This is a genomic window from Streptomyces sp. PCS3-D2 (assembly GCF_000612545.2).
GTDB lineage: Bacteria > Actinomycetota > Actinomycetes > Streptomycetales > Streptomycetaceae > Streptomyces.
Map to the genome: position 1 here is coordinate 4,662,501 of NZ_CP097800.1, position 21,055 is coordinate 4,683,555.

Below are 21,055 nucleotides of genomic sequence, written 5' to 3' on the forward strand. Positions count from 1 at the left end.
GGAGGACCGAACCCACCAGGGTTGAAAACCTGGGGGATGACCTGTGGTTAGGGGTGAAAGGCCAATCAAACTCCGTGATAGCTGGTTCTCCCCGAAATGCATTTAGGTGCAGCGTCGTGTGTTTCTTGCCGGAGGTAGAGCACTGGATAGGCGATGGGCCCTACCGGGTTACTGACCTTAGCCAAACTCCGAATGCCGGTAAGTGAGAGCACGGCAGTGAGACTGTGGGGGATAAGCTCCATGGTCGAGAGGGAAACAGCCCAGAGCATCGACTAAGGCCCCTAAGCGTACGCTAAGTGGGAAAGGATGTGGAGTCGCAGAGACAACCAGGAGGTTGGCTTAGAAGCAGCCACCCTTGAAAGAGTGCGTAATAGCTCACTGGTCAAGTGATTCCGCGCCGACAATGTAGCGGGGCTCAAGCGTACCGCCGAAGTCGTGTCATTGCAGCAATACTCCCAACGGAGGCTGTGATGGGTAGGGGAGCGTCGTGTGCCGGGTGAAGCAGCAGCGGAAGCTAGTTGTGGACGGTTCACGAGTGAGAATGCAGGCATGAGTAGCGATACACACGTGAGAAACGTGTGCGCCGATTGACTAAGGGTTCCTGGGTCAAGCTGATCTGCCCAGGGTAAGTCGGGACCTAAGGCGAGGCCGACAGGCGTAGTCGATGGACAACCGGTTGATATTCCGGTACCCGCTTTGAAACGCCCAATATCGAATCAGGCGATGCTAAGTCCGTGAAGCCGTTCCGGACCCTTCGGGGAATGGAAAGTGGTGGAGCCGACGAACCAGACTTGTAGTAGGTAAGCGATGGGGTGACGCAGGAAGGTAGTCCAGCCCGGGCGGTGGTTGTCCCGGGGTAAGGGTGTAGGCCGAGGGGTAGGTAAATCCGTCCCTCATGAAGGTTGAGACCTGATGCCGAGCCGATTGTGGCGAAGTGGATGATCCTATGCTGTCGAGAAAAGCCTCTAGCGAGTTTCATGGCGGCCCGTACCCTAAACCGACTCAGGTGGTCAGGTAGAGAATACCGAGGCGTTCGGGTGAACTATGGTTAAGGAACTCGGCAAAATGCCCCCGTAACTTCGGGAGAAGGGGGGCCATTCCTGGTGATGAGTCTTGCACTCTGAGCTGGGGGTGGCCGCAGAGACCAGCGAGAAGCGACTGTTTACTAAAAACACAGGTCCGTGCGAAGCCGTAAGGCGATGTATACGGACTGACGCCTGCCCGGTGCTGGAACGTTAAGGGGACCGGTTAGTGACCTTTCGGGGTTGCGAAGCTGAGAACTTAAGCGCCAGTAAACGGCGGTGGTAACTATAACCATCCTAAGGTAGCGAAATTCCTTGTCGGGTAAGTTCCGACCTGCACGAATGGCGTAACGACTTCTCGACTGTCTCAACCATAGGCCCGGTGAAATTGCACTACGAGTAAAGATGCTCGTTTCGCGCAGCAGGACGGAAAGACCCCGGGACCTTTACTACAGTTTGATATTGGTGTTCGGTTCGGCTTGTGTAGGATAGGTGGGAGACTTTGAAGCATCAACGCCAGTTGGTGTGGAGTCGCCGTTGAAATACCACTCTGGTCGTGCTGGATGTCTAACCTCGGTCCGTGATCCGGATCAGGGACAGTGTCTGATGGGTAGTTTAACTGGGGCGGTTGCCTCCCAAAGGGTAACGGAGGCGCCCAAAGGTTCCCTCAGCCTGGTTGGCAATCAGGTGTTGAGTGTAAGTGCACAAGGGAGCTTGACTGTGAGACCGACGGGTCGAGCAGGGACGAAAGTCGGGACTAGTGATCCGGCGGTGGCTTGTGGAAGCGCCGTCGCTCAACGGATAAAAGGTACCCCGGGGATAACAGGCTGATCTTCCCCAAGAGTCCATATCGACGGGATGGTTTGGCACCTCGATGTCGGCTCGTCGCATCCTGGGGCTGGAGTCGGTCCCAAGGGTTGGGCTGTTCGCCCATTAAAGCGGTACGCGAGCTGGGTTTAGAACGTCGTGAGACAGTTCGGTCCCTATCCGCTGTGCGCGTAGGAATATTGAGAAGGGCTGTCCCTAGTACGAGAGGACCGGGACGGACGAACCTCTGGTGTGCCAGTTGTCCTGCCAAGGGCATGGCTGGTTGGCTACGTTCGGGAGGGATAACCGCTGAAAGCATCTAAGCGGGAAGCCTGCTTCAAGATGAGTATTCCCACCTCCTTGAGAGGGTAAGGCTCCCAGTAGACGACTGGGTTGATAGGCCAGATGTGGAAGCCCGGTAACGGGTGGAGCTGACTGGTACTAATAGGCCGAGGGCTTGTCCTCAGTTGCTCGCGTCCACTGTGTTAGTTCTGAAATAACGAACGGCTGTGATGACATGCCAGCGTTCTAAATTTCATAGTGTTTCGGTGGTCATAGCGTTAGGGAAACGCCCGGTTACATTCCGAACCCGGAAGCTAAGCCTTTCAGCGCCGATGGTACTGCAGGGGGGACCCTGTGGGAGAGTAGGACGCCGCCGAACAATTGTTGTGGGGAAGCCCCGTACCTTCTGGTACGGGGCTTTTCCGCGTTCACGGGCCGGTCGCGCCGGCATGACCAGCGCCGCATCCGGCGCATACGCGCGTAACGGCGTCGCTGCCGCCCCGTGTCACCAGTCTGAGCGGTAGCTCGTGAGGCCGCTCGTGTCGAGCGTCCAGACGTCGGTGAGCGAGCGCGTCCCTCTGAGGGGTGCCCGCCCAGGGCGCCCAGGGCGCCCGGGGCATCCAGCCGCGGTGCCCTACAGGCGGCCTGCGGCCTTGAGGGAGAGGTAGGCGTCGGCCAGGGCCGGGGCCAGGGCGTCGGGCGTGGAGTCCACCACGTGGACGCCATGGCGGGCGAGCTGGTCGGCCGTGCGGCGGCGCTGGGACTGGGTCTGGGCGGCGGCCGCGGCCTCGTACACCGCGTCCACGCTTCCCCGTGAGGCGGCCATCGCCGCCACATGGGGGTCGGCCACCGAGGCCAGCAGGACCGTGTGACGCTGCGTGAGCCGCGGCAGGAGCGGCAGCAGGCCCTCTTCGATCGGGGCGGCGTCCAGGCTCGTCAGGAGGACCACCAGGGACCGGCGTGGGGCATTCCGGAGGATGGTCGACACCAGAGTGCGGGAGTCGGTCTCGACCAGCTCCGGTTCGAGGGTGGCCATGGCGTTGACGAAGGACGGCAGGACGTCGGCCGCCGCGCGGCCCTGCACCTGGGCGCGGGGGCGGCGGTCGTGGGCCAGGAGGTCCACCCGGTCGCCGGCGCGGGTCGCCAGGGCGGTCAGGAGCAGGGCCGCGTCCATGGCCGAGTCCAGGCGGGGGGAGTCGCCCACCCGGCCCGCCGAGGTGCGGCCGGTGTCGAGGCAGATCAGGATGTGCCGGTCCCGTTCGGGGCGCCAGGTGCGGACGGCCACCTTGTGCTGGCGGGCCGTGGCACGCCAGTCGATCGAACGAGTGTCGTCGCCCGGCACGTAGTCGCGCAGGCTGTCGAACTCGGTGCCCTCGCCGCGGGTCAGGAGGCTGGTACGGCCGTCCAGTTCACGCAGTCGGGCCAGCCGGGACGGCAGGTGCCTGCGGCTGGTGAACGGCGGCAGGACGCGGACCGTCCAGGGCGCCGGCCGGGACGCCTGGCGGGCCCACAGACCCAGCGGGCCGTACGAGCGGATGGTGACACGGTCGGCGTGGCGGTCGCCGCGACGCGTCGGGAGCAGCCGGGTGGTCAGGCGGCGGCGCTCGCCCGCCGGGACGACCAGCTCGTGGCGGGAAGCGGCCGCCTCCGTGCCCGGGGCCCAGCTGCTCGGCGGCCACGCGTCGCGGACACGGGCCCGGAGCGTGCGGCCGGAGGGGTTGGTGATGGCCAGGTGGACGTCCGCCGGCTCGCCGAGGCGTACCGAGCTGTCGCCGGAGCGGGCCAGCACGAGGCCGCGTACCGGTGCGGCCAGGGCGTAGTCGACCGCGCAGGCCAGGGCGATCGGGCCGTTGACCGCGAGCATGCCCGCCCAGCTCGGCTCCAGGAAGCCGACCGGGATGCTGCCGAGGGCCGCCAGCAGCGCGGCGCGTCCGGTGAGGGCCATCAGCGCGGGACGGGGACGTGGGAGAGGATCGCCGTGATGACGGCGTCGGCGGTGACACCCTCCATCTCCGCCTCGGGACGCAGCCGGACCCGGTGGCGCAATGTCGGGAGGGAGAGGGCCTTGACGTCGTCGGGAGTGACGTAGTCGCGGCCGGTGAGCCAGGCCCAGGCGCGGGAGGTGGCCAGCAGGGCGGTCGCGCCGCGCGGCGAGACGCCGAGGACGAGCGAGGTCGAATCGCGGGTGGCGCGGCAGATGTCGACGACGTAGCCGGCGATCTCGGGGGAGACGGACACCCGGGAGACGGCCTCCCGGGCCGCATCGAGCTGGGCCGGTCCGGCGACCGGGCGGATGCCGGCGGCCTTCAGGTCGCGGGGGTCGAAGCCGGCGGCGTGGCGGCTCAGGACGCCGATCTCGTCCTCGCGGGAGGGGAGGGGCACGGTGAGCTTGAGGAGGAAGCGGTCCAGCTGGGCCTCGGGGAGGGGGTAGGTGCCCTCGTACTCGACCGGGTTCATGGTGGCGGCGACGAGGAACGGCTCGGGGAGCCGGCGGGCGGTGCCGTCCACGGTGACCTGGCGTTCCTCCATCGCCTCCAGGAGTGAGGACTGCGTCTTGGGCGGGGTCCGGTTGATCTCGTCCGCGAGGAGGAGGTTGGTGAAGACGGGGCCGTCCTGGAAGGAGAACGCGGCGGTCCGGGCGTCGTAGACGAGCGAGCCGGTGACGTCGCTGGGCATCAGGTCCGGGGTGAACTGGACGCGCTTGGTGTCGAGCTCCAGGGACGCGGCCAGCGCGCGCACGAGCAGGGTCTTGGCGACACCGGGGACACCTTCGAGGAGGACGTGGCCGCGGCACAGGAGCGCGACGACGAGACCGGTGACGGCGGAGTCCTGGCCCACCACGGCCTTGCCGATCTCCGTGCGGAGCGCTTCGAGGGAAGCGCGGGCGCTGTCCGCGGTCGCGGCCGTGGACTCGGTGGCCGGGTACGTCATGAGGTGCGGACCTCTCTTTCGAGGGCGTCGAGGTGGCCGGCGAGCGCGACGAGCGCCGCGTCGTCGGAAGGGGTGGTACCGAAGAGGAGGGCGGTCACGTCCAGGGATCCGCCGGTCAGGCGGGCGGAGACGGCCGGGACCAGCGCAGTCGCCTCGTGGGCCTGGGCGGGGGATACGCCGACCAGTGCGGCCAGACGCTCGCGGGAGGCGGCGCGCAGTACGGTCGCGGCGCGGTCGCGGGCCCCGGCCCTGCGGTAGAGGCGGGCGCGGCCCTCGGTGGTCTCGGAGGCGCGGATGGCGACAGGGAGCCTCTCGGTGACGAGGGGGCCCAGTCGGCGGGCGCGCCACAGGGCGGCCAGGACGGCCGCGAGGAGGAGCTGGAGCAGGGCCCAGGACCAGCCGGCCGGAACGAGCTGGAAGAGGGTCTTGTCCTCGTCGCCGGATCCGGTGCCGGCGTCGGAGTCGGCGAGGGACGGCAGGTACCAGACGAGGTCCGGGCGGGAGCCGAGGAGCTGCAGGGCGAGGGAGGCGTTGCCCTCCTCGGCGAGGCTCTCGTTGAGGAGGACCGTCTCCGAGCCGAGGAGGACGGTGTCGCCGCCGGTGGTGCCGGTGGGCAGGACGAGGAGGGTGGGGTGGCCGCCGCTGGGGTAGCAGGCGATGGCGCCGGGGAGGGCGGTGCTGTAGCGGAGGCCGCCGCCGGTGCCGGCGCGGCCGGCGGATTCGGCGGCGGGCAGCGTACAGCGGGGGGCGAGGTCGTCGGTGGCGGCGTCGCCCTCGGTGCGGACCCCGGGGGAGAGGTCGGAGAGGCTGGGGTCGCCGGGGGCGAGCAGGACGGTGCGGCCGCCGGAGAGGTCGATGGCCGAGCGGATGGCGCTGCGCTGGGCGGCGCCGAGCAGGTCCGGCTCGGTGACCAGGAGGGTGGTGCCGGGGCCGGCCGCGTCGGCGGCCTCGCGGGCGGTGGTGACGACGCGGGTCGTGACGCCGCGTTCCCTGAGGAGCTCGGCGACGGCACGGCTGCCCGCCGGGTCGGCGGAGCGGGGGTCGAGGGCGCCGTGCCGGGTGCCGGAATTCAGGGCGGCGAGGATGACGGCGCCGGCGGCGACGACGGCCAGGACGGCGGCGGTGCGGCGTGCCGTGCGGGTGGCGCGGCGCGGGTGGTGCGCTGCGGCGGGGGTGGCGGCCGTGACCGTACCCCGGCCGGGGCCTTCGCCGGGTCCCGCGGCGGCCGGGGCCGGGGCCGGGGCGGGACCGGGCCCGGACGATGGCGCGGCATGCTGCTCGGCGCTGCGCGGGGACGGCCCCGGCTCGCGCCCGGCCGGGGCGGAAGCCTCGGTGCCGGACCGTGCCGGCAGGGGTTCGGAGGCGCCCGAGCGGTGGCCCGGTGTGCTTCCGGTGCCGGGGGCGGCCTCGGTGCCGGACCGTGCCGGGGGGTGCTCCGGGGTGCTCCAGGGCTGGGTCGGGCCGGTCATGAGGCGGGTCCCGTCAGGAGCGGCTTGGCACGGTCCAGGGTGAGGTCGAGGGTGCGCAGGCGGGCGTAGGCGTCGGCGTCCGCGGTGCGGCCGCCGTAGGTGACGTCGTCGAAGGTGCGGGCGGCGGCGCGGAGGGCGGCGGCATGCTCCGGCAGGGAGACCGCGGCCTCGGCGGCCGCCTCGTCGGCGGTGCGGCCCGGGCGCGGATCCAGCAGGGTGCGCTCCTCCAGGGAGCGGACCACCGCGCGCATGCGTTCCTGGACGGCCTCCGTCCAGCGGCCGGCGGTGGCGTGGGCCTCCGCGGCGGTGCGGTGGTCGGCCGCGCTGCGGACGCCGTCGTCGAAGAGGGTGCCGGCGGCGGCGGCCGTGCGGCGGGGGGAGCCCAGGCGCCACCACAGGGCGGCGACGGCGAGGACGACCAGGAGGAGGACGGCGAGCAGGCCCGCGGTGCCTCCGGGGGTCGCCCCGGAGGCGGCACCGAACAGGTCGTCGAGCCACTCGAAGAACGCGCGTAGGGCGCGGTCCACCAGGCTCGGGTCGCTCTCGTGGTACATCGGCTTGGACAGTTCGTGCTCCGCCGCTTCCTGGGCGGGCGCGCGCGGTGTCGTCACCGGTGGTGTCTCCCCGGTCGGCAGGAGTGCCGCGGTGCGGGTGATGAGGCCCCCCGTGCTCATCATTGGTGGGTCAGCCTCCGGTTGTGCCGTAGTTCTCGATGCCGGCCGCCCGGGCGAGTTCCAGGTCCAGGCCCTCGCGGCGGATGCGCTGGTCGACGTAGAGCAGGACGGTGACGCCGGACTGGATGGGCATGATGATCGTCTGGGCGATGATCAGGCCGATGCCAAAGAAGATCAGCGGCCCCCAGGCGGTCTGGGCGCTGCCGTCCGCCAGGGAGTAGATGCCGCCGAAGGCGAAGACGCCGATCATCTGGAAGAACCCCAAGACCACCAGCGCGACCATGGAGGCGATGAGGGCCGTGAGGACCGTGATGCCGAAGACGCGCCACCACGCGCCGCGGACGAGCTTCGAGGAGCGGGTGAAAGCCTTGATGACGGTGCTCTTCTCCAGCATCAGGGCGGGGGAGGCCAGGCTGAACTTGATCCCGAGCCAGATGATGAGGGGCACCCAGGCGACGAAGCCGATGACGATCAGGTCGGCGTTGCCCGCGAGGGCTCCGGGCAGCACCAGGACGGCGCCGAGCAGGATGATGCCGAGGGCCAGCAGCAGGGTCAGGCCGATCAGGCGCAGCAGCTGGGGGCGGGCCTCGCGCCAGGCGGCCGACACCGTGGAGTGCTGTCCCAGGATCGCCCGACTGAAGATCATCGTCAGCATGGCGGTGACCACGATCGTCCCGAGGACCTGGATGAACTGGTCCACCATCGACACCGTGAGTGTGCTGCCGAGGCTGTCGATCGCCTCTTCGGCGGTCATGTCCTCGGCCGAGCTGAGGGGCAGGTCGCTCAGCATGTACTTCTGCACGAAGACGCTGATCACCTGGATGACGGTGGCCACGACCAGGGTGATGGGCACGATGGAGCGCCAGTGCGTGCGCAGGGTGGCGACCGAGCCGTCGAGGATCTCGCCGAGGCCGAGCGGGCGCAGCGGGATCACCCCGGGCTTGGCGGCGGGCGGCTGCTGGCCCCACTGGCCCGGTCCGCCCGGGTAGCCGTACTGGCCGCCGTACGGGGCCGCGGGCTGCTGCCCCCAGCCGCCGGAGGGCTGCGCCGGGGGCTGCGGGGTGTCGGCCGGGGGCGTGGCGCCGGGGCTCGACCACTGGCCCGGCGGTGGCTGCTCGGCGGACCACTTGGGGTCGCCGGTGGGCCGTGCGGGCTGTTGCGCGCCGCCGTCGCTGCCCGGCCGGTCGGCAGGGGAGCCCTGCCGGTCGCCGTCGGACGGAGAGGATCCGGGCGTAGCCCAGCCCGGAGAGTCGTTCATCGTCGCTCCTTCACATCCACCTGCTGCGGCGGGGGCGCTGGTCGCTGCCATCGTGCCATGTGAGGGCCCCGAACGGACCAGCCGTCCCCCCGGATACCCGGCAGCCCGTACCTTCAAGTGTCGCCCGGATCCGGGCGAGACCGGCCGGGCCGACGTCCACGCAGGTCCGAGGGGCGATTTCCAGCCCTTTTGGCTGTGGGACAGCTCACCGCCGGGTCACGATTGGCTAATGGGATGATGTCAACCATGAAGGGACGCGTGCTCGTCGTCGACGACGACACCGCGCTGGCCGAGATGCTCGGCATTGTGCTGCGGGGAGAAGGTTTTGAGCCGTCGTTCGTAGCGGACGGCGACAAGGCGCTGGCCGCCTTCCGGGAGGCGAAGCCCGATCTGGTGCTGCTGGACCTCATGCTGCCCGGACGGGACGGCATAGAGGTCTGCAGGCTGATCCGGGCCGAGTCAGGCGTGCCGATCGTCATGCTGACCGCCAAGAGCGACACGGTGGACGTGGTCGTGGGCCTGGAGTCCGGGGCCGACGACTACATCGTCAAGCCGTTCAAGCCGAAGGAGCTGGTGGCCCGTATCAGGGCCCGTCTGCGCCGGTCGGAGGAGCCCGCGCCCGAGCAGCTGGCCATCGGTGACCTGGTCATCGACGTGGCCGGACACTCGGTCAAGCGCGACGGCGCCTCGATCGCACTGACCCCGCTCGAGTTCGACCTGCTGGTCGCGCTCGCGCGCAAGCCCTGGCAGGTCTTCACCCGCGAGGTGCTGCTGGAGCAGGTCTGGGGCTACCGGCACGCGGCGGACACCCGCCTGGTCAACGTGCACGTGCAGCGGCTGCGCTCCAAGGTCGAGAAGGATCCGGAGCGCCCCGAGATCGTCGTGACGGTGCGTGGTGTCGGCTACAAGGCCGGACCCAGCTGACGTGCAGTCCGGCACCTCGGGCAGGGTCCGGGGCGGTTCCCGCCTGTGGACCGGCAGGCTGCTCCGGGACGGGGCTCCCGCCGGCCGGATGCTGCGGCTGTTCGTACGTCTCGTACGGCGGCCGCTGCTTCCGGCTGTCCGGCTGTGGCGCCGCAACATCCAGCTCCGGGTCGTCGCGGCCACCCTGCTGATCTCGCTCTCCGTGGTGCTGGCCCTGGGCTTCGTCGTCATCGCGCAGGTCAGCAAGGGCCTCCTCGACGCGAAGGAGGAGGCTGCGCAGAGCCAGGCCGCGGGCGGGTTCGCGGTGGCGCAGGAGAAGGCCAACACCCCCGCGACCGTGGACGGGCCCGACGCGACCGACAACAAGGTCGGTCGTGACGCCAGTACGTGGATGAACTCCCTGGTCAAGCAGCTGGCCAGTGGCGGCCAGACCGCCTTCGAGGTGGTCGCGCTCGGTGCCGGCACCGGAGAGGAGCCCCAGCCCGGCGCGCAGGGCGTCCGGGGCGCCCGCGCCTCCGGGAACGTGGATCCGACGGCCAGCGTGCCGATCAGTCTGCGCCGGGCCGTCAACCACGGCACCGGCACGTTCGAGACCTTCTCGCAGATCCGCTACTCCAGCGGGGCCGACAAGAAGGAGCCCGAGCCGGCGCTGGTCGTCGGCAAGCGGCTGACCGACATCAACGGTGACCCGTACGACCTGTACTACCTCTTCCCGCTGACCCAGGAGGAGGAGTCCCTCAACCTGGTCAAGAGCACCATCGCCACCGCCGGGCTGTTCGTCGTCGTCCTGCTGAGCGGTATCGCCTGGCTCGTCGTGCGCCAGGTCGTGAGCCCGGTGCGGATGGCCGCCGGGATCGCCGAGCGGCTGTCGGCGGGTCGGCTCCAGGAGCGGATGAAGGTCACCGGCGAGGACGACATCGCGCGCCTCGGCGAGGCCTTCAACAAGATGGCGCAGAACCTCCAGAACAAGATCCAGCAGCTGGAGGAGCTGTCCCGGATGCAGCGCCGCTTCGTCTCGGACGTCAGCCACGAGCTGCGGACCCCGCTGACGACGGTCCGGATGGCCGCCGACGTCATCCACGACGCCCGCGTCGACTTCGACCCGGTGACGGCGCGCTCCGCCGAGCTGCTCGCCGGGCAGCTCGACCGCTTCGAGTCGCTCCTGGCGGACCTCCTGGAGATCAGCCGCTTCGACGCCGGAGCCGCGGCCCTGGAGGCGGAGCCGATCGACCTGCGGGAGGTCGTGCGCCGCGTCATCGACGGGGCGGAGCCGCTGGCCGAGCACAAGGGCACCCGGATCCGGGTCCTCGGCGACTCCCAGCCGGTGATCGCCGAGGCCGACTCGCGGCGCGTCGAGCGGGTCCTGCGCAACCTCGTCGTCAACGCCGTCGAGCACGGCGAGGGGCGCGACGTGGTGGTGCGGCTGGCGTCCGCCGGCGGGGCCGTCGCCGTCGCCGTACGGGACTACGGCGTCGGACTCAAGCCCGGCGAGGCGACCCGCGTCTTCAACCGCTTCTGGCGGGCCGACCCGGCGCGGGCGCGCACGACCGGCGGGACCGGCCTCGGCCTGTCCATCGCCGTGGAGGACGCCCGACTGCACGGCGGATGGCTCCAGGCATGGGGCGAGCCGGGCGGCGGTTCGCAGTTCCGGCTGACGCTGCCGCGTACCGCGGACGAGCCGCTGCGGGGCTCGCCCATCCCGCTGGAGCCGGAGGACTCCCGGGCCAACCGGGCCAAGGCTGCCGCGGACGCCGCGGCCGCGGCGTCGGGCACCGGGACCGAACGCACGGTGCCCGATGCCGGGGACCGCTCGCCGATACCGCCGCGCCCGCCCGTCGCCGGGGCGCAGGCGGTGCCCGCCGACCCGACCGCCCTGCCGGGGAGCGGGGCGCGGGTCGTTGCCCGCCCGGCCGAGCAGGTACAACAGGAGGATCGAGCCGATGGACGGTGAGCCCGTGGACGCGCGGTGGGAAAGCGCACGGGTGAAGGGCCGGCGCCGGCGCCTGCGCACCGTGCGGGCGTACGCCTTCGCTGCGGCCGGGCTGATGCTGGCGGGCTGCGCCTCGATGCCCGACAGCGGCGAGATCCGCGCGGTGCAGGCCTCGCAGGGCGTGGACTCGCAGGTGCGGGTGTTCGGCGTGCCGCCCGCGGACAAGGCCACCCCGGCGGAGATCGTCGACGGTTTCCTTGAGGCGATGACCAGTGACGACCCGCAGCTGGAGACCGCCCGCAAGTACCTCACGCCGGCGGCCGCGAAGTCCTGGAAGCCGAGTTCCGTCGTCACCGTGCTCTCGTCCGGCCTCAACCGGGTCGCGGTGCGCGGCGAGAAGGATCCCGAGGGGCCTCGCTGGAAGGTGACGGGCAAGCTGCTCGCGACCGTCGACGAGCACAGCGCGTACCAGCCGCAGACCGGCGCCAGGGAGTACGAGGAGCAGCTCCAGCTCGTTCAGGACGAGGACCGGCAGTGGCGCATCTCGACGCCGCCGAACGGCCTGGTGCTGAGCGAGTCGGACTTCCAGCGCATCTACATGCCGGTGAACAAGTACTACTTCGCCGGCGACACGCTCGTCGCCGACCCGGTCTACGTGCGCCAGCGCAGCGACCCCGATTCGCGGATGGACCCGACCACGCAGACCGTGCAGTCGCTCCTCGCCGGGCCGTCCCGGTGGCTCGCGCCGGTCGTGGAGTCCAGCTTCCCCACCGGTACGGAACTGCGCACGGGCACCAAGTCCCTCTCGTACGACGGCCAGAACACGCTGCGCGTGCCGCTCAACGACAAGGTGGGCAACGTCGCGCAGCCGCAGTGCAAGAAGATGGCCACCCAGCTGCTCTACACGGTCAAGGACCTGACGGGTTCCCGGCTCGACCAGGTCGAACTGCTGCGCTCCTCCGACGACAAGACGTCCTCGCTGTGTTCGGTGACCTCGGTGAGCGCGGACGCCATCGCCAACCGGCCGAAGATCCCGGAGTACCAGTACTTCGTCGACAACGAGAAGCGTCTGGTCCGGATGAAGCTCGACGTGGGCGGTGAGGACCAGCAGATCCGTACCGAGCCGGTGCCGGGGCCGCTGGCGACCGCTCCGGTGTTCAAGGTCAGCTCGGCGGCGGTCTCGCACGACGAGCGGCGCGCGGCCGTGGTGTCCGAGGACGGGCACGGCCTGTACGTGGTGTCGCTGGTTGGGGGCGGGCCGATGCCGGCCCAGGTGCCGATCGGCCGGGGCGGCAAGGCGGAGACGCTGACGGCGCCGAGCTGGGACGCCTCGGGCGATCTGTGGGTCGCGGACCGGGATCAGCAGCACCCGGGTCTGTGGCGGGTGCCGGGCGGGACCGGAACGCCCGAGAGGGTGCAGGTCGCGGGGCTCGACAACCGGCGGATCGTCTCGCTGAAGGCGTCCGCGGACGGGGCGCGGATCGCGCTGCTGCTGGAGGAGGACGCGCGCAGCAAGCTCCTCTACATCGGGCGGGTCGAGAGGCCCGACACGAAGGGTGACATCTCCGCGGTGTCGGTGCGCGAGCTGCGTCCGGCGGCCCCGCAGATGGCGGACGTGACCACGATGAGCTGGGCGCCGCGCGGCCGGCTGCTGGTGGTGGGCCGGGAGAAGCGCGGGGTGCAGCAGGCCCGCTACATGCTGGCGGACGGCTCGGTGGTCGCGGCGAGTCTGCCGGGGGCCACGGGGCTGGCCGAGGTCGCGGCTGCCGCGGCGGAGGACGAGTCGAAGCCGAAGCCGGTCGTGGCGTACTCGGAGGACGGGATCGTCTGGCTGCCGCCGGGGGCGCAGTGGCGCACGGTGGCCGAGGGCGGCGGGTCTCCGGTCTACCCGGGCTGAGGTCCTGCGGTCGTCCACAGGGGTGGCGGGCCGGGGGCCGGGCCGCCAGGGTGGAGTCATGCGGGGGTGGTGGCAGGAGCTCGCCGGTCTGGTGCTGCCGGCGGACTGCGCCGGGTGCGGTGCCGCCCGCGTGCTGGTGTGCGACGACTGCCGGGGCGCGCTCGGCGGGTCCCTGGCGCGGCCGGTGCGGCCGTCTCCGTGCCCCGAGGGGCTGCCGGTGGTAGCGGCTGCGGCCGCCTACCAGGGGGCCGTACGGGGCGTGCTGCTGGCCCACAAGGAGCGCGGGGCGCTGCCCCTGGCCGGGGTGCTGGGTGACGCGCTGGCGGCGGCCGTCCTGGCGGGCGGTACGGGGCCGGGCCGGGCCGAGGTGGCGCTGGTGCCGGTTCCTTCGGCGCGGCGGCAGGTGCGGGCGCGCGGGCACGATCCGGCCCGCAGGATCGCCCTGGCCGCGGCGGGGCGGCTGCGGCGGGCCGGGGTCGCCGCACGGGTGGCGCCCGTACTGGGGCTGCGGCGGGCCGTGGCCGACCAGGCGGGTCTGGGGGCCCGGGAGCGCCGGGAGAACCTCGCCGGGGCGCTGGCGGTGTGCCGGGACGGGGCACGGCTGACGGGCGGGGCCCGGGTCGTACTGGTGGACGACGTGATCACCACCGGGGCGACGCTGGCCGAGGCGGCCCGGGCGGTGCGCGCGGCGGGTGCCGGGGCGGGCCCGGGGGCCGTGCTGCGGGCAGCGGTGGTCGCCGCGCCGGCGGACTCCTTCGCGCGATCTCGCGGGACGGCGGCGCGGTGACCTGCAACGTCTCCGGGAGGAAAATCCCGTGAATACATTTGGAACTGGAGGGGAAGGCCCATCGTTGCAGGTAGTACGAGGGAACGGCCACCGGACTGGAAGTACGTGCCGGTAGCGGGTGCCGACAACCGTCATACAGGGATATGTTCGGTGGTGAGGAACTCAGGAGGCTGTTCTCTCGACTCCGAAGTCGGTGGGGTGTAGATCTTGCCGATGGGGGAGGAGGAGGTGAAAGTCGCCAAGTCCGAGGCTCCGGCCTTCACCGGAGTCTGGTGCGAAAGGGAGACGCTTCGCCCCGTCGGGCGGAGCTATCCGGGAACGGAGTTCTGCGTGGACATCGTCGTCAAGGGCCGCAAGACCGAGGTGCCCGAGCGGTTCCGCAAGCACGTGGCCGAGAAGCTGAATCCGGAGCGGATCCAGAAGCTCGACGCCAAGGTGATCAGCTTGGACGTCGAGGTGTCCAAGGAGCACAACCCGCGCCAGGCCGACCGTTCCGACCGCGTGGAGATCACCCTGCGTTCGCGGGGCCCGGTGATCCGGGCCGAGGCCGCCGCCGCCGACCCGTACGCGGCGCTCGACCTCGCCCAGGACAAGCTGGAGGCCCGGCTGCGCAAGCAGCACGACAAGCGCTACACCCGCCGTGGCAGCGGCCGGATCCCGGCTGCCGAGGTCGCCGACGTCGTGCCGGGCGTCGCCTCGCTCAACGGCAGTGGCCAGCCGGTCACCGAGGAGAAGACGGACGGAGTTCCGATCACCCGGATCGGTTCCATCGAAGTGCAGGGCGAAGGCCCGCTGATCGTCCGCGAGAAGACCCACTCGGCCGCGCCCATGCCGCTCGACCAGGCTCTCTACGAGATGGAGCTGGTCGGCCACGACTTCTATCTGTTCGTCGACTCCGAGACGAAGTTGCCCAGTGTCGTCTACCGGCGGCACGCCTACGACTACGGCGTCATCCACGTGAACCCCGACGGTGCCTCCAGCTCGGAGGAGCCGCGGGGCGGCGCGGGTGGCGCGCTCGGCGGCTGAGCAGACCGTTCGCTGCCCCCGCGGGACGCTCCGGCGCCTCCGCGGGGGCACCTGCATGGCGGGTATGCGCCAGGAGGTCCGCCGGCATCCCCCGCGCCGTGGTGCGGGCATGGAATCATGGCGGGCAGTCAACCGGCTGCGGAACGTGTCCGGTTGGCCCGGCAGCTCAGCACCATGCAGGGGGAGGGACGATGGCGGACAGCTTCGGTCCGGTACGCGCGGACGACGGCGCGGCCTGCCGCGGGGCGGACCCGTCGGGGGAGACCGCCGACGCGTCGGACGGGGAGCCCATCAGGGTCCTCGTGGTCGACGACCACGCGCTCTTCCGGCGGGGACTGGAGATCGTCCTCGCGCAAGAGGAGGACATCCAGGTCGTCGGCGAGGCCGGAGACGGCGCGGAGGCGGTGGACAAGGCCGCCGATCTGCTGCCGGACATCGTGCTCATGGATGTGCGGATGCCCCGGCGGGGCGGGATCGAGGCGTGCACCTCGATCAAGGAGGTGGCTCCCTCCGCGAAAATCATCATGCTGACGATCAGCGACGAGGAGGCGGACCTCTACGACGCGATCAAGGCGGGCGCGACCGGCTACCTCCTGAAGGAGATCTCCACGGACGAGGTGGCCACCGCCATCCGCGCGGTGGCCGACGGCCAGTCGCAGATCAGCCCGTCGATGGCGTCGAAGCTCCTCACCGAGTTCAAGTCGATGATCCAGCGGACCGACGAGCGGCGGCTGGTGCCGGCGCCGCGGCTGACGGACCGGGAGTTGGAGGTCCTCAAGCTGGTCGCCACCGGCATGAACAACCGCGACATCGCGAAGGAGTTGTTCATCTCCGAGAACACCGTGAAGAACCACGTCCGCAACATCCTGGAGAAGCTCCAGCTGCACTCCCGGATGGAAGCCGTGGTCTACGCGATGCGGGAGAAGATCCTGGAGATCCGCTGAGGGCTGTGCCGCCGTCACCGGTGGATCGGCCCGCGGCGCGGGACGGCGCACGGCATCGGACGCGGTGCCCCGCACGGGCAGGCACGCCCCCGCGCGGGGCGCACCCGGGCGGTCCGGCGGCACGGCGAGGTGCCGCGGCCGGCGCCGCGCGCCCGCGCGGCCACGGAACAGCCCCGGCCTCCCCACCCGGGGCCGGCGGAGCGCGGTCAGGCGCCCAGTGCCGCCAGCTCGGCCGTCACCACCGCGGCCTCGGCGGCGTCCTGCGCGCGCTCCACGCGGACCGCGTCGCAGCCGACCCACTCCGCGGCCTCCCGCAGCGCCCGCGCCATCGCTCCCGCGGCCGCGGGAGAGGTCAGGGAGAGCTGCCGGGCGACCAGCGTGCGGCCCTCGCGGGCCGGGTCGGCGCGGCCCTGGAGCCGGCCGCCGGCCAGCAGGGGCATCGCGAAGTACCCGTGTATCCGCTTCGGCCTGGGGACGTACGCCTCCAGGCGGTGCGTGAAACCGAAGATCCGCTCCGTGCGCGGACGGTCCCAGACGAGGGAGTCGAACGGAGACAGCAGCGTCGTGCGGTGGCGGCCCCGAGGAGCCGTCGCGAGGGCCGACGGGTCGGCCCAGGCGGGCTTGGACCAGCCCTCCACCTCCACCGGTACCAGCCCGGAGTCCGCCACCACCGCGTCGAACTGCTCCCCCTTGAGCCGGTGGTAGTCCGCGATGTCGGCGCGGGTGCCGACCCCGAGGGACCGGCCGGCCAGGGCGACCAGGCGGCGCAGGCACTCGCGGTCGTCAAGGTCGTCGTGGAGCAGCGCGTCGGGCACGGCCCGCTCGGGGAGGTCGTAGACCCGCTTCCAGCCGCGGCGCTCGCTGCACACCACCTCGCCGGTGTCGAGCAGCCACTCCACCGCGATCTTGGTCTCGGACCACTCGAACCATTCGCCGCCGTTCTTGGCGCCGCCCAGCTCGGTGGAGGTCAGCGGGCCGTCCGCCGTCAGGCGGTCCAGGACCGCCCGCGTCGAGTGCTCCTTGTCCCGGAGGACGTGCCAGCGGTGGCCGCGCGCCCGGTTGGCCCGGCGGCGGAAAGCGAAGTGGGGCCATTCCTCGATCGGCAGGATGCAGGCCGCGTGCGACCAGTACTCGAAGGCGTGCCGCTCGCTCCAGTAGGCCTTCTCCACCGTGTCCCGGCCGACCGCGCCGAGCCGTGCGTACGGGATCAGCTCGTGGGAGCGGGCCAGCACCGAGATGGTGTCGAGCTGGACGGCGCCCAGGTGGCGCAGGACCCCGCGGACCCCGCCGCGCCGGTCGGGGGCTCCGAGGAAGCCCTGGGCGCGCAGGGCGATCCGGCGGGCCTCGTCGGCGGACAGGGACACGGTCGGCGGCGGCAGGCTGGTCATGCGCCGAAGCCTAGGGGCCGCCACTGACATCGAGCGGGCCGGACCCGGCGGGGTCAGGCGGTCGGCGACGGCAGGTACGGCAGGCGCGCGGACAGGCCCAGGTCGGAGGGGAGCAGACCACCGACGCGGCAGTCGCGCAGGGTGCCGCGGTGGGAGATCCCGGCGCGCAGGATCCCCTCCATCCTGAAGCCGGCCTTCTCGGCGACGGCCCGGGAGGCCGCGTTGCCGGGCTCGGCCCGCCATTCCAGGCGTCCGGCGCCGAGTTCGGCGAAGGCCCAGCGGGCGGCGGCGCCGACCGCCTCGGTCACGTAGCCGCGGCCGCGGTGCTCCTTCACCGCCCAGAAGCCGACCTCGAACACGCACTCGCCGCGTGGGTGCACGCCCAGGGCCGCCACCAGCGGACCCGGTGGCCGCAGCCGGACGGCGAAGCTGTACGCGGTGTCCTCGCGCCAGCCGGCCGGCACGGTCTCGTTCACCCAGGTGTCCGCGTGCGCGTGCCCGTAGGGGGAAGGGACCTCGTTCCAGCGCTGGATGTCCGGGTCCTGGCAGGCCGCGTACACCTCGGGGGCGTCCTCGGGGGCGAAGGGGCCGAGCACGAGGCGTTCGGTGGTCAGTGTGATGGGCTCCATGCGCGGATTCTGCTGTCGCCGAGCCCCCCGGGCGAACACTTTCCGGGAATCCCTCGGGGCGATGCGGCACCTTCGGTGTCCCCCGTACGTTCTCAATCCGGGCACCCGTGCCCTCATGGGAACGGCGGACCTCCCGACGCGGCCGCGTCCTCGCTTACGATGGCCGTTGCGGTGGGGCCCACCTGCCGTGCCCGGCTACGTAAAGTGCCCAGGCCCGACCGGCAAGGAGACCAGCCTCAGTGTCCGTCTTCAACAAGCTCATGCGTGCAGGCGAAGGCAAGATCCTGCGCAAACTGCACCGCATCGCGGACCAGGTCAACTCCATCGAAGAGGACTTCGTCAACCTCTCCGACGCCGAGTTGCGGGCGCTCACGGACGAGTACAAGCAGCGGTACCAGGACGGTGAGAGCCTGGACGACCTGCTGCCCGAGGCCTTCGCGACCGTGCGCGAGGCGGCCAAGCGCGTCCTCGGCCAGCGCCACTACGACGTCCAGATCATGGGTGGCGCGGCGCTGCACCTCGGCTATGTCGCCGAGATGAAGACCGGTGAGGGCAAGACCCTCGTCGGCACCCTGCCCGCCTACCTCAACGCGCTGTCCGGCAAGGGCGTCCACCTGATCACGGTGAACGACTACCTGGCCGAGCGCGACTCCGAGATGATGGGCCGCGTCCACAAGTTCCTGGGCCTGTCCATCGGCTGCATCCTGGCGAACATGTCGCCGGCGCAGCGGCGCGAGCAGTACAACTGCGACATCACCTACGGCACGAACAACGAGTTCGGCTTCGACTACCTGCGCGACAACATGGCGTGGTCCCAGGACGAGCTCGTCCAGCGCGGCCACAACTTCGCCGTGGTCGACGAGGTCGACTCGATCCTCGTCGACGAGGCCCGCACCCCGCTGATCATCTCCGGCCCCGCGGACCAGGCCACGAAGTGGTACGCGGACTTCGCCAAGCTCGTCACCCGCCTGACCAAGGGCGAGGCCGGCCAGCCGCTCAAGGGCATCGAGGAGACCGGCGACTACGAGGTCGACGAGAAGAAGCGCACCGTCGGCATCCACGAGGCCGGTGTCGCCAAGGTCGAGGACTGGCTCGGCATCGAGAACCTCTACGAGTCGGTGAACACCCCGCTCGTCGGCTACCTGAACAACGCCATCAAGGCGAAGGAACTGTTCAAGAAGGACAAGGACTACGTCGTCATCGACGGCGAAGTCATGATCGTCGACGAGCACACCGGCCGTATCCTCGCCGGCCGCCGCTACAACGAGGGCATGCACCAGGCGATCGAGGCGAAGGAAGGGGTGGACATCAAGGACGAGAACCAGACCCTCGCCACGATCACCCTGCAGAACTTCTTCCGCCTGTACTCGAAGCTGTCGGGCATGACCGGTACGGCCATGACCGAGGCCGCCGAGTTCCACCAGATCTACAAGCTCGGTGTCGTCCCGATCCCGACGAACCGGCCGATGCAGCGCGTGGACCAGGCCGACCTGATCTACCGGACCGAGGTCGCCAAGTTCGCCGCCGTCGTCGACGACATCGCGGAGAAGCACGAGAAGGGTCAGCCGATCCTCGTCGGCACGACGTCGGTCGAGAAGTCCGAGTACCTCTCGCAGCAGCTCTCCAAGCGCGGCATCCCGCACGAGGTGCTCAACGCCAAGCACCACGAGCGCGAGGCCGTGATCGTCGCGCAGGCCGGCCGCCGCGGCGCCGTCACGGTCGCCACGAACATGGCCGGCCGCGGTACCGACATCAAGCTCGGCGGCAACCCGGACGACCTGGCCGAGGCCGAGCTGCGCCAGCAGGGCCTGGACCCGGAGGAGCACATCGAGGAGTGGGCGCACGCCCTCCCCGCGGCGCTCACCCGGGCCGAGGCCGCCGTGAAGGCTGAGTTCGAGGACGTCAAGGGGCTCGGCGGGCTGTACGTGCTGGGCACCGAGCGCCACGAGTCGCGCCGAATCGACAACCAGCTGCGCGGCCGTTCCGGCCGTCAGGGCGACCCGGGCGAGTCCCGCTTCTACCTGTCGCTGGGCGACGACCTGATGCGCCTGTTCAAGGCCCAGATGGTCGAGCGCGTCATGGCGATGGCCAACGTCCCGGACGACGTGCCGATCGAGAACAAGATGGTGACCCGCGCGATCGCGTCGGCCCAGTCGCAGGTCGAGACCCAGAACTTCGAGACGCGCAAGAACGTCCTGAAGTACGACGAGGTCCTCAACAACCAGCGTGAGGTCATCTACGGTGAGCGCCGCCGCGTCCTGGAGGGCGAGGACCTCCAGGAGCAGGTCCACCACATGATGGACGACACGATCGACGCGTACATCGCGGCCGAGACGGTCGAGGGATTCGCCGAGGAGTGGGACCTGGAGCGCCTGTGGAGCGCCTTCCGGCAGCTCTACCCGGTGAAGGTCACCATCGAGGAGCTGGAGGACGCCGCCGGCGACCGCGCGGGCATCACCGCCGAGTTCATCGCGGAGTCGGTCAAGGACGACATCCACGAGCAGTACGAGGCCCGTGAGAAGGCCCTCGGCTCCGAGATCATGCGCGAGCTGGAGCGGCGCGTGGTGCTGTCGGTGCTGGACCGCAAGTGGCGTGAGCACCTCTACGAGATGGACTACCTCCAGGAGGGCATCGGCCTGCGGGCGATGGCCCAGAAGGACCCGCTGGTCGAGTACCAGCGCGAGGGCTTCGACATGTTCAACGCCATGCAGGAGGGCATCAAGGAGGAGTCCGTCGGCTACCTGTTCAACCTGGAGGTCCAGGTCGAGCAGCAGGTCGAGGAGCTTCCGGTGCAGGACGCCGCTCCCTCGCTGACGAAGGAGCCGGTGGCCGCCGCCCGCCCGGAGATCCGGGCGAAGGGTCTCGACGCTCCGCAGCGTCCGGACCGGCTGCACTTCTCGGCGCCGACGGTCGACGGCGAGGGCGGTGTGATCGAGGGCGACTTCGAGAGCGAAGCGGGCGACGGGATGACGCGGGCCGAGCGCCGTAAGGCGCAGAAGGCCGCAGGCGGGCGCCGTCGCAAGAAGTGAGCCGTGGCCCCGCGGGGTCCTGGGGCGTCGGCCGGGGCCGGACACCGTACGGGTGTCC

Annotated in this window: 14 protein-coding genes and 2 rRNA genes (1 of these 16 running past the window's edge); 9 read left to right on the forward strand and 7 right to left on the reverse strand. The window is 70.8% G+C overall.

Translation table 11 applies throughout. From position 1 onward, the window contains the following. Positions 1 to 2,294: ribosomal RNA gene (locus tag AW27_RS20530) — 23S ribosomal RNA — on the forward strand; it begins 825 nt to the left of the window's first position. A 79-nt stretch (positions 2,295 to 2,373) separates the two neighbouring features. Then, positions 2,374 to 2,490: ribosomal RNA gene (gene rrf, locus AW27_RS20535) — 5S ribosomal RNA — on the forward strand. A gap of 255 nt (positions 2,491 to 2,745) precedes the next feature. On the opposite strand, the gene AW27_RS20540 is transcribed toward rrf, so the two are convergent. Genes AW27_RS20540 through AW27_RS20560 form a run of 5 tightly spaced genes read right to left on the reverse strand, consistent with a single transcriptional unit; the run spans position 2,746 to position 8,443 of the window. After that, positions 2,746 to 4,056, reverse strand: coding sequence for a DUF58 domain-containing protein (locus AW27_RS20540; RefSeq protein ID WP_037923201.1), 1,311 nt, complete (start codon positions 4,054 to 4,056; stop codon positions 2,746 to 2,748). Then, positions 4,056 to 5,042, reverse strand: coding sequence for an AAA family ATPase (locus AW27_RS20545; RefSeq protein ID WP_037923203.1), 987 nt, complete (start codon positions 5,040 to 5,042; stop codon positions 4,056 to 4,058). The genes AW27_RS20540 and AW27_RS20545 overlap by 1 nt, the downstream gene beginning before the upstream one ends. Continuing rightward, the gene (locus tag AW27_RS20550; protein ID WP_078556607.1) at positions 5,039 to 6,511 is read right to left on the reverse strand and encodes a DUF4350 domain-containing protein; all 1,473 of its coding nucleotides are present in this window, start codon (positions 6,509 to 6,511) and stop codon (positions 5,039 to 5,041) included. The genes AW27_RS20545 and AW27_RS20550 overlap by 4 nt, the downstream gene beginning before the upstream one ends. Beyond that, the gene (locus tag AW27_RS20555; protein WP_037924213.1) at positions 6,508 to 7,185 is read right to left on the reverse strand and encodes a DUF4129 domain-containing protein; all 678 of its coding nucleotides are present in this window, start codon (positions 7,183 to 7,185) and stop codon (positions 6,508 to 6,510) included. Before AW27_RS20555 ends, AW27_RS20550 begins: the two co-directional genes overlap by 4 nt. 10 nt (positions 7,186 to 7,195) lie before the next feature. Next, positions 7,196 to 8,443 carry a hypothetical protein gene (locus AW27_RS20560; RefSeq protein ID WP_037923205.1) on the reverse strand — a complete coding sequence of 416 codons (1,248 nt, stop codon included), beginning with the start codon at positions 8,441 to 8,443 and terminating at the stop codon, positions 7,196 to 7,198. Between the two features lie 234 nt (positions 8,444 to 8,677). Between AW27_RS20560 and mtrA the strand changes: the two genes are divergently transcribed. The 6 genes from mtrA to AW27_RS20590 all read left to right on the forward strand — a co-directional run bounded on the left by mtrA (position 8,678) and on the right by AW27_RS20590 (position 15,951). Then, positions 8,678 to 9,367: a two-component system response regulator MtrA gene (gene mtrA, locus AW27_RS20565; protein WP_189747360.1), complete on the forward strand. Its 690-nt coding sequence runs from the start codon at positions 8,678 to 8,680 to the stop codon at positions 9,365 to 9,367. Positions 9,368 to 9,455: 88 nt separating this feature from the next. Continuing rightward, entirely contained in the window at positions 9,456 to 11,318 is a 1,863-nt protein-coding gene (gene mtrB / locus AW27_RS20570) for an MtrAB system histidine kinase MtrB (RefSeq protein ID WP_037924216.1), read from the forward strand. Next, entirely contained in the window at positions 11,308 to 13,194 is a 1,887-nt protein-coding gene (locus AW27_RS20575) for an LpqB family beta-propeller domain-containing protein (RefSeq protein WP_078556609.1), read from the forward strand. The genes mtrB and AW27_RS20575 overlap by 11 nt, the downstream gene beginning before the upstream one ends. Positions 13,195 to 13,252: 58 nt before the next feature. Further along, positions 13,253 to 13,981: a ComF family protein gene (locus AW27_RS20580; protein ID WP_037923211.1), complete on the forward strand. Its 729-nt coding sequence runs from the start codon at positions 13,253 to 13,255 to the stop codon at positions 13,979 to 13,981. A 330-nt stretch (positions 13,982 to 14,311) separates the two neighbouring features. Further along, entirely contained in the window at positions 14,312 to 15,007 is a 696-nt protein-coding gene (gene hpf, locus AW27_RS20585; RefSeq protein ID WP_037924220.1) for a ribosome hibernation-promoting factor, HPF/YfiA family, read from the forward strand. A 191-nt stretch (positions 15,008 to 15,198) separates the two neighbouring features. Continuing rightward, positions 15,199 to 15,951, forward strand: a complete 753-nt coding sequence (locus AW27_RS20590) for a response regulator (protein WP_037923214.1) — start codon at positions 15,199 to 15,201, stop codon at positions 15,949 to 15,951. A 206-nt stretch (positions 15,952 to 16,157) separates the two neighbouring features. Here the strand turns inward: AW27_RS20590 and AW27_RS20595 are convergent, their stop codons facing one another. Together AW27_RS20595 and AW27_RS20600 are read right to left on the reverse strand one after the other, a co-directional pair. Continuing rightward, positions 16,158 to 17,339 carry a winged helix-turn-helix domain-containing protein gene (locus AW27_RS20595; RefSeq protein ID WP_037923216.1) on the reverse strand — a complete coding sequence of 394 codons (1,182 nt, stop codon included), beginning with the start codon at positions 17,337 to 17,339 and terminating at the stop codon, positions 16,158 to 16,160. Positions 17,340 to 17,392: 53 nt separating this feature from the next. Then, on the reverse strand, positions 17,393 to 17,968 hold the full coding sequence (locus AW27_RS20600) for a GNAT family N-acetyltransferase (protein WP_037923218.1): 576 nt from the start codon (positions 17,966 to 17,968) through the stop codon (positions 17,393 to 17,395). A 239-nt stretch (positions 17,969 to 18,207) separates the two neighbouring features. Here AW27_RS20600 and secA point away from each other — a divergent pair, with 239 nt between their 5' ends. Then, positions 18,208 to 20,997, forward strand: coding sequence for a preprotein translocase subunit SecA (gene secA, locus AW27_RS20605; RefSeq protein ID WP_037923220.1), 2,790 nt, complete (start codon positions 18,208 to 18,210; stop codon positions 20,995 to 20,997). Positions 20,998 to 21,055: the final 58 nt, after the last annotated feature.

Bases quoted from the DNA above. Each gene is read 5' to 3' on its own strand.
- AW27_RS20540 (WP_037923201.1), bottom strand. From the start codon at position 4,056: ATGGCCCTCACCGGACGCGCCGCGCTGCTGGCGGCCCTCGGCAGCATC.
- AW27_RS20545 (WP_037923203.1), bottom strand. From the start codon at position 5,042: ATGACGTACCCGGCCACCGAGTCCACGGCCGCGACCGCGGACAGCGCC.
- AW27_RS20550 (WP_078556607.1), bottom strand. From the start codon at position 6,511: ATGACCGGCCCGACCCAGCCCTGGAGCACCCCGGAGCACCCCCCGGCA.
- AW27_RS20555 (WP_037924213.1), bottom strand. From the start codon at position 7,185: ATGAGCACGGGGGGCCTCATCACCCGCACCGCGGCACTCCTGCCGACC.
- AW27_RS20560 (WP_037923205.1), bottom strand. From the start codon at position 8,443: ATGAACGACTCTCCGGGCTGGGCTACGCCCGGATCCTCTCCGTCCGAC.
- mtrA (WP_189747360.1), top strand. From the start codon at position 8,678: ATGATGTCAACCATGAAGGGACGCGTGCTCGTCGTCGACGACGACACC.
- mtrB (WP_037924216.1), top strand. From the start codon at position 9,456: ATGCTGCGGCTGTTCGTACGTCTCGTACGGCGGCCGCTGCTTCCGGCT.
- AW27_RS20575 (WP_078556609.1), top strand. From the start codon at position 11,308: ATGGACGGTGAGCCCGTGGACGCGCGGTGGGAAAGCGCACGGGTGAAG.
- AW27_RS20580 (WP_037923211.1), top strand. From the start codon at position 13,253: ATGCGGGGGTGGTGGCAGGAGCTCGCCGGTCTGGTGCTGCCGGCGGAC.
- AW27_RS20590 (WP_037923214.1), top strand. From the start codon at position 15,199: ATGGCGGACAGCTTCGGTCCGGTACGCGCGGACGACGGCGCGGCCTGC.
- AW27_RS20595 (WP_037923216.1), bottom strand. From the start codon at position 17,339: ATGACCAGCCTGCCGCCGCCGACCGTGTCCCTGTCCGCCGACGAGGCC.
- AW27_RS20600 (WP_037923218.1), bottom strand. From the start codon at position 17,968: ATGGAGCCCATCACACTGACCACCGAACGCCTCGTGCTCGGCCCCTTC.